The sequence below is a fragment of the Rhizorhapis sp. SPR117 genome, assembly GCF_021742065.1.
Genome location: NZ_JAKKIE010000082.1, coordinates 1 through 11,922, shown reverse-complemented (window position 1 = coordinate 11,922; position 11,922 = coordinate 1). Strand labels below are relative to the sequence as shown.

General features: G+C 65.2%; 5 protein-coding genes and 2 pseudogenes. 4 read left to right on the top strand and 3 right to left on the bottom strand.

Annotated elements, in window-relative coordinates; genetic code table 11:
* Positions 1-65: 65 nt before the first annotated feature.
* Positions 66-1,841 (top strand): annotated as a pseudogene (locus L3X40_RS19310) (strawberry notch C-terminal domain-containing protein); the annotation flags it as partial.
* Positions 1,842-1,979: 138 nt separating this feature from the next.
* Positions 1,980-2,741: a YkgJ family cysteine cluster protein gene (locus tag L3X40_RS19305; protein WP_066766771.1), complete on the top strand. Its 762-nt coding sequence runs from the start codon at positions 1,980-1,982 to the stop codon at positions 2,739-2,741.
* Positions 2,742-2,781: 40 nt separating this feature from the next.
* Here L3X40_RS19305 and htpG read toward each other — a convergent pair whose 3' ends face one another.
* The 3 genes from htpG to L3X40_RS19290 all read right to left on the bottom strand — a co-directional run bounded on the left by htpG (position 2,782) and on the right by L3X40_RS19290 (position 8,801).
* Entirely contained in the window at positions 2,782-4,662 is a 1,881-nt protein-coding gene (gene htpG, locus L3X40_RS19300; RefSeq protein ID WP_066766766.1) for a molecular chaperone HtpG, read from the bottom strand.
* A gap of 288 nt (positions 4,663-4,950) precedes the next feature.
* Positions 4,951-6,444: a septum formation inhibitor-activating ATPase gene (locus tag L3X40_RS19295; protein ID WP_237367041.1), complete on the bottom strand. Its 1,494-nt coding sequence runs from the start codon at positions 6,442-6,444 to the stop codon at positions 4,951-4,953.
* Between the two features lie 5 nt (positions 6,445-6,449).
* Positions 6,450-8,801 carry a hypothetical protein gene (locus L3X40_RS19290; RefSeq protein ID WP_237367040.1) on the bottom strand — a complete coding sequence of 784 codons (2,352 nt, stop codon included), beginning with the start codon at positions 8,799-8,801 and terminating at the stop codon, positions 6,450-6,452.
* Between the two features lie 185 nt (positions 8,802-8,986).
* Between L3X40_RS19290 and L3X40_RS19285 the strand changes: the two genes are divergently transcribed.
* Entirely contained in the window at positions 8,987-11,056 is a 2,070-nt protein-coding gene (locus L3X40_RS19285) for a ParB/RepB/Spo0J family partition protein (RefSeq protein ID WP_237367039.1), read from the top strand.
* Between the two features lie 84 nt (positions 11,057-11,140).
* Positions 11,141-11,884 (top strand): annotated as a pseudogene (locus L3X40_RS19280) (ArdC family protein); the annotation flags it as partial.
* Between the last annotated feature and the right edge of the window lie 38 nt (positions 11,885-11,922).

Here is an 11,922-nt window from a genome sequence, read left to right as displayed (position 1 = left end):
AAATCATGGAAAACCGAAGGAAACCTGCGCCTCCCGCCACCACGCTCGACATAAACTGCGACTGCAAAGAATACATCATCGATTACCTCGAGCGTGCCTTCCCGACCCGGCAGATGCGCGTCTTCAAGGATGATACCGGCACGCCGCGCTCACTTCCGATGGTGAATGACGACGGGCACCCGGTCTACAATCCCGAGGCCCAGGCCGCACGCGACGCGCTGATCGAGACGCTCTGCGCCATGCCCCCGATCATGTCGGCGCTCGATGCGCTGCTCGAGCATTTCGGCCATGACAATGTCGCCGAGGTCACCGGTCGCACCAAGCGGCTCATCACCGCAAGCGACGGGCGCCAGAAGCTCGAAAGCCGCTCGGCGCGGACCAGCCAGGCGGAGGCCGCGGCCTTCATGGCCGGCAAAAAGCGGATGCTGGTCTTCTCCGACGCCGGCGGTACGGGCCGCAGCTATCATGCCTCGCTCGACGTCATGAACCAGGAACAGCGCGTCCACCTGCTCCTCGAACCCGGTTGGCGCGCCGATCGCGCGATCCAGGGGCTCGGCCGAACCCACCGAACCCATCAGGCGACAACGCCGCTGTTCCGGCCGGTGACCACCGACTGCAAGGGCGAGCTGCGCTTCACCAGCACGATCGCGCGGCGCCTCGACAGCCTCGGGGCGCTGACGCGCGGCCAGCGGCAGACGGGCGGGCAGGGGCTCTTCGACCCGGCCGACAATCTCGAAAGCGAATATGCCTGCGCCGCGCTCCTCTCCTGGTTCGACCTGCTCGCGGCCGGCAAGCTCTCGAGCACCACGCTTGACGATTTCCAGCATCGCACCGGCCTGGAGCTCTGCGACAAGGATGGCGTCCTCAAGGACGAGATGCCGCCCATCCAGCGCTGGCTGAATCGCATCCTCGCCCTGCCGATCGCGCTGCAGAACAATATCTTCGACGAATTCCTGTCGCTGATCGAAACCCGCGTCTCGGCCGCGCGCGAAGCCGGCCGCCTCGATGTCGGCGTCGAGACGATCCTCGTCGACAAGGCCACGCTGATCGACGACGTGGTGCTGCGGACCGATCCCCGCACGGGCGCAACCTCGCATCTGCTCACCATCGAGATCGCGCGACGCCGCAACCCGGTCTCGCTCGAGCGCATCCTGCGGATCGCCGACGGCGATGCCAGTGCCGGCTTCATGATCAACCGCAAGTCGGGCAAGGTTGCGCTCAGGACACGGGCGCGTTCGCTCATGGAGGAAAAGGAGGGCACGCCGATCCCCCGCGTCGAGATGATGCGGCCCACGCGCAACGAATATATGCGCGAGGACGATCTCTACGAATCCTCCTGGGAGGAGGTGACGCGCGACGCCTTCACGGCAACCTGGTCGGACGAGGTGGAGGCCGCCCGGCAGACCGTCGACAGCGAGACGATCCGGCTCGCGACGGGCCTGCTTCTGCCGATCTGGTCGGCGCTGCCGAGCGATCATATGGCGGTGAACCGCATCGTCGATGGCGAAGGGCACTCCTGGCTCGGCCGTCTCGTGTTCGACGATCACGTGCCTCAGCTGTTCACCAAGCTCGGCATCGATCGTTCCGAGGCGCTGCCGGCGGACGCCGTCGCCAAGGCGGTCACGTCCGGGCGCAGCGTCGACGTCTCACATCCGTTCCCGCTCACCATCAAGCGCTCGGTCGTCAACGGCTCCCAGCGGATCGAACTCGTGGGTTGCCCGCACGACCGCTTGCCCTGGCTCAAGTCGATCGGCTGCTTCACCGAGGTGATCCAGTATCGCACGCGCATGTTCGTGCCGATGGCGACCGCGGAAGCCGTCCTCGGTCAGCTTCTCGCCTAGCGATGGAGCGGGGGGCTCGCAGTTGTAAACTCGTGTAAAATCACAAGAAATGGACGGCGCGATGTGGCGGATTGCCCGAAAATAACCTATCAGGCTCGTTGCGGGCAAATAACGATAGTGTAACAGGAAGATCATGCCGTGACGGACGTGGATTCCTCGTCTCGCGGCGAGGTACAGCCTTACATTCGCCCCGATAGCGAGATCGTTCGGGAGATGCGCGCACTAAGGGGATTCATCGACGAGGCCCGCTCCGCCCGCACCCTCGATCCGCTCTTCGGCTATCTCTATGACGCGATCGAGCGGCGAACGCCCGAGCAGGTTTGGACCGAAGCGGCATGCGGTCCGCGCTGTGCCTGGTGTTGCCACACCCGCGTCTCGGCGACAGCGCCGGAAATCCTCTTCCTCGCGCGAAATCTGCCCACCGGCGTGACGGATGGCATTCCGGCATTGGCCAGGCGGCGCCGTGAGGGCTGGGATAAACCGCTCCTGGAGAGTCTGGCGCCCTGCGCGGTCCTCGCCGATGGTCTCTGCACGGCGCATCCCAGCCGTCCGATCGTCTGCCGCACCACCATGTCGCTCGACGCGGACCAGTGCCGGCTCGCCTGCAGCCTTCCGGACGAAGCCGTCATCCCCTCTGCGCTCGCATCGGTCGCCCTGCGCGCAGCCTATGAAATCGCGCTTCAGGGAGCGCTCCTCAACGCCGGTTATTGCACCGACAGGTTCGATCTTGCGACCGCGCTTGCCGATGCGGTTTCGCATCCGGATGCGGAATCGGCGTGGCTCGCCGGCGGCGACGTCTTTCCCTCCGCGCTCCGGGTCGAACAGGACGGCTATCTCGACGAGCCGGTGAGACGCGCCCTCTACGAGGCAGCGTTTGATCCCGGCGTTAGCACGGTCTGAGCGCCGCCCCGGGGACCGCACCCAGACCTCCGGGCAGGCGCTATGCGAGCGCCTTCGTCCAGATCCTTCCCAATCGGGCGGCGAAACCGCGCGGATCGGCCGGAAGCTCACCATCGGCAATCCGCGCCTCGTCGAGAAGCAGCCGAGCCGAGTCCTCGCGCAGGTCCGCATCTGCAGCAAGGCCGGCAAGCTTCTGCACAAGATCGTGACGAGGGTTGATCTCCAACACGGGCCGTGCCGCCGTCCCGCCACGCCCAGAGGCTGCCAGCAGCTTCTCGAGCTGTCTGTCCATTCCGTGTTCGGGCGCAACCAGGCATGCCGCGCTTTCGGTGAGTCGCTCGGAGGCCCGCACGTCCGACACCTCGTCCTTGAGCACCTCCTTCACGAACTCGATGAAGCCGGAAACCTCATCGGACGTGGAGGCGGCCGGCGCATCGCCTTCGGTCAAAGGTATGAGCCCGAGATCGGCCGAGCCCTGCGTCACGGACTTGAAGGGCTTCCCTTCGAAGTCCAGTCCCGCGGTCACCCAGAAACTGTCCACCTGATCCGTCAGCAGCAGCACCTCTATCCCGCGAGCCCGGAAGCCCTCGAGCTGAGGCGAGGACGCCAGACGATCGAGATCGGGTCCGGTCGCATAGTAGATCGCCGTCTGGTTTTCCTTGATCGCCGCGACATAGTCCTTCAGCGAACGCCACTCGGTGCCGGAGGTCGTCGTCTTGAAGCGCGCCAGACCCAGCAGCGTTTCGCGCCGGCCATAGTCCTCGTACAGCCCCTCCTTCAGCACCGCCCCGAAATTCATCCAGAATTGCTGGTAAGCATCGGCGTCATTCGTCGAGAGCTTCTCGAGCTCCGACAGCAGCCGGTTCGCCACGCCCTTCTGGATCGCGGCCAGCACGGGGCTCTCCTGGATCATCTCCCGCGACACGTTCAGGGGAATGTCGCTGGAGTCGACGAGACCGCGCACGAACCGGAGGTAACGAGGCAGGATTTCGGCTTCGTCGGTGATGAAGACCCGTTTGACATAGAGCTTCATCCGCCCGTGACGTTCCGGGTCGAACAGGTCGAAAGGCTTCATCTCCGGAATGAAGGCGAGGACGGAATATTCGTGCAGACCCTCGGCCCGATAGTGCAGCGTAAGCGCAGGCTTGTCGAACTGCCCGGCCACGCTGCGGTAGAAGTCGGTGTAATCCTCTTCGCTAATTTCGGACTTTGGCTTCGTCCAAAGGGCGGCGCCGTCGCCTATCTGGACCGGCTCAGCATCGGGCTTCTCCAGCAGGAAGATCGGCACGGGGACGTGGCCCGACTGCGCCTTGATGATCCCTTCGGAGTTGAAGCGCTGCGCATATTGGGCCGCGTCTTCCTTGAGCTCCAGCACGACCCGGGTGCCATGCGTGGGGGCATCCGCAAGCTCGGCAATCTCGACGCTGTAGGTCCCAAGACCGTCCGACGACCAATGCGCCGCGGTATCCCCACCGGCCCTTCGCGAGAACACGTCGACTTTGTCGGCGACCATGAACGCCGAATAGAAACCGACGCCGAACTGCCCAATCAGCTGCGCGCCTTCAGCGTCTTTCGCCGAAGCGACGCGTTCCATGAAGGCTTTGGTCCCCGATCGCGCAATCGTGCCGAGCGCCTCGATCATCTCGGCCTCGTTCATGCCGATGCCATTGTCCTCGACGATGAGCCGCCGCTGGTCGGGGTCGAGTGTCACTGTGATCCGCGGGAGTTCGCCCGAGCCCAATTCGGGATGGCTCAGCATTTCATAGCGAAGCTTCTCGCAGGCATCGGCGGCGTTCGAGATGAGTTCGCGCAGGAACACATCTTTGTCCGAATAGACCGAGTGCACCATGAGGTGCAGCAGCTTGGCAACGTCCGTTTCGAAGGAACGGGTTTCAGGCGCAGCATCCAACGTCGTCGTCATGGCTTCTTTCCACAATCTCCTGGGTTTCGATCGCCGATCAGATGGCGAGACCGCCAAATGCTTTCAAGCAGACGCGGTGAAGACATTCCTCGATCACGCGCCGCTCCGGCATGTGGACTTGGACGAACAATGATCGGCAGGCGAAAAAAGAGCCTGCCCGGCAGGACCAGGCAGGCTTTATGAGTGGGAGGCCGCCGAAACTTTCGACTCGAAGGCCCCTCGGGTCGCAGCAAGATCGTATCGTAACGCGCCTGCATTTCCTTGCACGGATGCGACACTCGCGTGTCGCTAGAGGCGCCCGCATTCGACGAGCAGATTCGTCGCCGTTTCGAGCCGGTCCGGGGTCGGCTCTGGAGGATTGCCCTGGCGCGTCGTGCCCGGCGTTAGCGTCCATCCGCCCTCGTCCATGACAATCCGCAAACGGAGGATCGTCTTGCCCCGATTGCGAGCGTCGGCCAGGCCCCGTCCCACCGACCAATAGGCATGCTGCGCCATGATCCAGATCTCGAGCACGCGCCCGACGAAACCGGCCGGGGAGAGCTCACGCCAGCTTTCCGCCTCCCTCTTGGCCCGGCTGAGGGGCAATCGATCGGGGTTCTCGAAGGGATGACCCTGGTTCGGCGCTTCCCGGAGGCAGAGAGCAAGGGCCGCGACAATGGCCGCCGGAAGCTGTTCCTGGTCGCGCAGGACTTTCTGCAGGGAGCGAAGATGCTCGACAGGATTCGCGGTATCCGTCGACGCGAGAATCCAGTCTCCAGCGCTCTCCGCCAATGACGCTTCGTCGAGGGCATCGATGAAGGCCTGTGCGAGCTGCCCTGTGGAACGAGGACCAGGCAGAAGCGCGCCGATCGTCCAATAGAACAGGCCTTCGAGCGCGAGCCGGAACAGCTGCCGGATCTGGACCGCTCTCCATTCGTCCGCCGCGATCGGGCGGTCGTTCGCACTGCTCCATGCGTCGGCCCGATCGGCCATGCGCATTCTGATATCCTCGTAGGTCGCCTCCTCGTCCGCGAGATCCGCAAAGGCAGCCTGAATCAGAGCGACGCCTTTCTGGCGGGCGGGCGCCGCGCGTTCGCCGCCGAGCCTGACGAACATGGCCTTCGCTTCGGCCGCGCGAGGCTTGTCCATCGTCCAGAGTTTACCCCAGCGCTCGGCGTCCGCCCGCTTCACGCTGACGCTTCCGAAGCGATTGAACGCCTCGTGGTCCAGCTCACCCTCGAAGCGCTTTTCGAAAGCGGCGAGCACCGGCTCGAGGGCAGGATCGGGCTGGAATATGCCAGCGGCGCCCTCGACCGGGATCAACCAGCCCATCGTGCGCAGGCTTGGGCCGTAGTTCAGCGGCGATATGAAGCCGGTGGAATAGCGTCGCATGTTCCGCCGGGCTTCCCATTCCTCGCCGCCAAAGCGATAGCGCAAGGCATCCAGCATCGGGCGCATGGCCTGTGCTCCAGGTATGTCGGCTTTCGGATCGATCAGGAACTGCGACCAGGCGTAGATCGCTTCGATGCGGTCGACGAAATCGCGCATTTCCTCGGGCTGTGCGCTCTGTCGCCTTCCGCGCTCCAGGATATGGCGGACGCGCCGCCAGGCCCAGGCCATCAGCGTATAGGGCCGGATGTGGCTTGCCACGTTGTTAAGGTCAGGGAGCACCCGGTCCATCAGGCCGAAATTGATCTGGCGCAGACCGAGCGGATCCACGCCGCCCATGCCGACCTTGCTTCTGTCGACCGGCCGGGGCTCGCCGGCGGTGCGGGCGACATCGAGGAGATCATTCAGATCCATCACGTTCAGCAATCCCGATTGAGCAGGATTCGGCCGCAGCAGCTCGCCAATCCCCGCAGCCGCAGATCTTCCCCGGCCGCAAGGGGCAGCCGCATATGGCAACGCGGGCACGACGCTCGGAAGGTCTCCAGTATCATCAGCTTGGCGAACGAGGCGGGATCGCGCAGCGCCCGGTCAAGACTGGGCCAGTGCGGCGAAGAGCGAAGGCTATCAAATCCGACATCGGGACCATGCCCATCGCCGGCGGCAAGATAGGCGTCGATCTGCTCGCCCATGGTCCTTGCCGTCAGCACTTCGCCGAGAAAACCGTCGAGGTCGATGCCTTGGCCGAGCAACGCCATGAAAGCCGGGATCACATCTGGAGAGACGGCAACGGTGGCCGGATCGATGCCGCGACGCAGGAAATAGCGTCGCGCCCGAATGGCATTGTCGTCCCGCCGGTCGGCGGCATGATGAAGGAGGATGGAAGCGGCAGCGAGGTCGCTTTCGGGGCCGTCAAGCGCGGCGATCTGCGGTAACACCTTGTCGAGCCAGAGTTGCACCTTGGCCGGTGCCGGTCTGATCCGGTCGGCCAGGAAATGCGACAGCGACAGCGCCATGAGCGCGTTACGACCCGCGGTCTCAGACGCCAGCATGGTCGTCAGCAGTTCGTCGAAGATCTGGAGCGACCGATAGTTCGCCGCTTCTTCAGACCTCGCTCGTTTCTCGCGGTCCTTTTCATCGTCGTCGTCGTCATCGTCGGTTTCGCCGCCGGCCCCCCAGGGACCGCGCGACTGTCTGAACACGGCACGGATCAGGGCCATGGTGTGCCGCCACGCGGACGATGTTCCCTCTCCGGCCGCGCCGGACAGCAAATTGGCGCCGAGGGCAGCCGCATTGAGGTCGGCGAGCGTCACCATGCCTTCGGTCCCGTCTGGCCGGCCGCCACTACCGCCACCGCCGATACCGAGGGACGCTGGCATGCGACTCGGATCCTCGCGAAACCACGCCAGGATGGCGGCGACGTCGGTCGGTGTTTCGGTGCCGGCGAGCATCGCCATGAGCCGGGTTGCGATCGAACCTGTGCGCCGGATCAGCTCGAGCGCCGCCGCAATCGACACGAAGCCTTCCCAGCGCCTGCCGCCTTGCTCAAGTCCGAGGATCAGACGACCGTTTTCCCAGCTTTCGAATTCGATGCCCGGCGCGTCGAGCTGGAAATCGCCGTCGCCAGAGACCACTACCGGACCCAGCGCATGGGATACCCTGGGGGTTCGCAGCACGGCGCTTGCGTTCCCGCCAAGCCTTGGTGTCAGCGCGCGGCCCGCTATCCGTTCTCCTTCCAGCGAGGCGCTCAGGATTCCGACCGCGGAGTCGCTCGTCTCGTTCTCGTCCAGCGCGTCCGCCGGGAGGCGGGCAGGGGCCGTTCCCGCGGCCGTGACCCAGTAGCTCTTGCTGCCCCGCTGGACCCGGAGCACCCCGGCCTCGACGTTTCGCCCGAACAGACCGGCATGCGTCACGTTGGCGCTGCCGCTGAGAAGGAGGCGTCCTTTGCGGCAAATCAGTTCGATCGACTTGGCATGGAGCCGTCTGTCATCATGGCCGAACGCATCAGCGACATCGACCGGCTGCCACTTGGGTCCGCCCTCGAAGGGCCAGGCATTCGAACCCAGACCGCGGACCGTTCCTGCGGGATGGGCATGGAGATGCGCTTTTTCGATTCCCAGCAGCGTCGCGAGCGCACCCAGCCCGTCGGCGCGTAGATCGTAATAGGGCGAGACCGCCGTGAGGCGGGTCACGCCGCCAAGATCGTCGGCATAGAGCGCCAACTGTTCCGCGATCGGCGCATCGAGGCTGTGCAGCAGATGGATATTGCCCGCCCGAGGCTCTCCCTGGGCCGATCGTCGCAGGGAACCGGCGATCGTCTCGCAGGCGGGCCCTGCCGTCGTGATGATCTGAGCCGACGCGGCGAGCTGTTCGAAAAACGCCGCCGCATCGTCGAAGGCGTCCGCCGCGAAGCTTGGATGCAGATGCTCGACCAGCTCGAGATTGCCGCCCCAGCCAGCGAAAGTCAGGTTGCCCGATCCGACAAGCAGATGGGCATCGTCGTCGCTGAACAGCGCGCCCACTTTTGCGTGGAACACCCCGTGATTTGCACAGGCCACCGCTTCGATCTCATAGTCGCGGCCGACCCTGCGCGCGCCTTCCTCGCTCAGGCCGGCGCGCACGCCTTCCGGATCGGCCAGGATGAGGGCATTGCGACCACCCCCGCGAAGCAGCGCGTCGAGAAGCACCGCCTCGAAGAACGACAGCGAAAGCGCATAGGTCGTGAAGGCAGCGCGCTTCCATGGCGCTGCCGAGATCAGATCAAGCGGATTCACACGCACCCCCTTGGTTCAAGCCTAATCGCTCCCCGGTTCACCGACAGTAAAAATCGAGCCTGCCCGAAAGGCGATCGCTCGGCGGCTCAGCCGCCCGCAAGTTCGCCGCAAGCCAATCGGGGAAAGGGAAGGGGGGACGGAGCTGGTGTCCGGGATGATCCGGACGCCAGATGGAGCTCCTTCCCATGACCGCATCCGTTAAGCTCGCCAAGCTCACGCTTTCGCCCATCAACGTCCGCAAGCGACCCGACGAACTGCTCGAAATCCCGCAGATGGCGGCCGACCTCGAAGCGCGCGGCGTCCTGCAGAACCTGCTCGTCACGCCCGTCCGGAAACCGCGCGGCACCTTCGAGGTGTTCGACGGCGGTCGCCGCCTGCGCGGCCTGCGCCTGCTCGCCGAGCGCGGCGTGATAGACCCCGAGACCTATGACGTTCCCGTGAAGGTCCTGGTCGGCGACGAGGCGACCCTGTCCGAGACGTCGACGGCCGCCAACTTCCACCAGCTCAAGATGACGCCGGCCGAGGAATGCCGGGCGTTCCAGTATTTCATCGGGCTGACGGGCGACATCGACGGCGTCGCCAAGCGCTTCGGCCTCACCCGCCGCTTCGTCGAGGGCCGCCTGCGCCTTGCGACGCTCGCCGAACCGATTTTCGAGGCGCTGAGCGAAGGCACGATCACGCTCGACGTCGCCAAGGCCTATGCGTCGACCGAAAACCAGGAGAAGCAGCTGCTCGTCTGGAACAGCTACGGCACCAGCTATTCCAACGCCGACACCATCCGCCGTGTCATCGCCAACGAAACCATGAACTCGACGGATCCCGTCGCCATCCTGGTCGGCGAGGACCGCTACGCGGACGCCGGCGGCAAAGTCGATCGCGACCTCTTCAGCGACAGCGGCGACAAGTGGGTCAATCCCGAGATCGCGCAGCGGCTCGCCGCGGACATCATGGAGGCGGAAGCCAAGCGCGTCGGTGAGGAACTCGGCCTCGGCTGGATCCGTCCGATCGCGTCCAACTATACCCACAGCGCCGCCGCCGGCCTCTATCGCGTCATCCTGCCCGCCGCGGACCTGACCGAGGAACAGCAAGCCCGGCTCGAGGCGATCGCGGAACGTCAGCAGGCGATTTCCGTGGCGATGGACGATGAAGCCATCGGCGAGGACGCCTATAAGGCGCTGGACCAGGAATATGACGCGCTCAGCGCCGAGGAGCATGCGATCCGCAACGTCGCGCCGGTCCTGCCGGACGAACTGCGGCCGCTGGTCGGCGCCTTCCTCAAGCTGACGCCCAAGGGCGAAATGGTGCTCGACGCCGAATATTACAGCGAGGAGCCGATCCGGATCGGCGGCACCGAGGACGAGACGGGCGACACCGCGGACAAAGGCTCGCGCAGCCGGCCGAGCGGTGCCGGCAGGGAATCCGCAACCCCGGCTTCCCGACCGGAAGCGGTGGCACCGGGCGGCAAGCCGCTCAGCGCCCGGCTCTACGACGAACTCGCGATGCAGCGGCGCGACGTCCTGGCAGCGACGCTCCTCAGCCACCCGGCGCTCGCGCTCGACTATGCGCTCTTCGTCATGATCGACGATCGCATGACCGCCGAAAGCGCCTATGGCTCGACCATTCGCGCTCGCTCGCCCCAGGACCCGGTCACCGGCGAGCAGCCTGCGACCCGCGCCCGTAGCTATCTCGCCGAAGCCCATGACGGGCTCGATGCCGGCTGGACCGAGTACCAGTCGCAGGTCGACCGGTTCGAGGCCTTCCGCGGTCTCGACGACGACGCCAAGGCCGCCTGGCTCGCCTATATCGTCGCGATGTCGCTCGAAGCGCCGAATTCCCGCGCCGAGCAGTCCCCGCTGCACAACCGGCTTGCGACCATCATGGAAATCGATGTCGCAAGCTGGTGGCGGCCGACCTCGGAGAACTTCTTCGACCGGGTCAGCAAGGGTTCGATCCTGACCTTGCTCGCCGATGTCGGCGGTGCGGCGCTCACGGCGCGTCACGCAACGATGAAGAAGTCCGAAATCTCGGAATCGTGCGCCAAGCTCTTCGCCGGGGAGGCGATCGTCGAGCCGGAGGTTCGCGACGCGGCGCTCGCCTGGGTCCCGAACGCGATGAAGTTCCTCGATTCTGCGCCCGCCGACGATCTCGATGTCGACGACGAGCCCGAAGACCAGGACGGCGATCAGGAGACGGTCGCGGTGAACGACGCCGATGGCGAACCTCAGCTGGACGATCAGGACGCGCTCGCGGCCTGACGCCTCTCACCTCCTGGAGTGCTGACCGCCGGCGCGCAAACACGCGTCGGCGGTTTCCCTTTCCCCCGCAGCGGAGTTCCCACCATGTCAGCTTCACGTCGGTCCAGCCGCGACGTCGCCGCGGAAATCACGGATTTCATCATCCGCAAGCTCGAGGAAGGCGTTCCGCCCTGGTCGAGACCCTGGCGGTGCAGCGGCGCCGGCGGACGCCCGCTCCGGCACTGCGGGACGCCTTACACCGGCATCAACACGCTCTATCTCTGGGCGCTCGGCGATGCGATGGGCTACCGCTCGCGCTTCTGGATGACCTATCGCCAGGCCGAGGCGCTCGGCGCCAATGTCCGGCGCGGCGAGACCGGCGCGATCTCGGTCTATTATTCCTCGTTCAAGAAGACCGAGGAGCATCCCGAAACCGGCAAGGAGGTCGAGAAGAACATCCGCTTCCTTCGCCACTACGTCGTCTTCAATGCCGACCAGATCGATGCGCTCCCGGCCTATTTCTACGCGCCCGAAGAGCCGGAGACGCCGGTGAAACCCTCCACGCGGCAAGCGGCGATCGACGCCTTCTTCGACGCGATACCCGCCGACGTCCGCCATGGCGGCAACCAGGCCTATTTCACGCCGACCTTCGACCATATCCAGATGCCAAGCCGCACCGCGTTCCGCAGCATGGATCTGTACGCGTCGACGAGATGTCACGAGACCGTCCATTGGTCGGGCCACTCCGACCGGCTGGCCCGCACCTTCGGCAAGCGCTTCGGCGACAAGGCCTATGCGTTCGAAGAGCTCGTCGCCTTATCTGGACAGTCTGCGCCGCTCGCAACTTTGCAGTAAGGTCGGCGATGGACGCCCACGGTAGGCAGTAA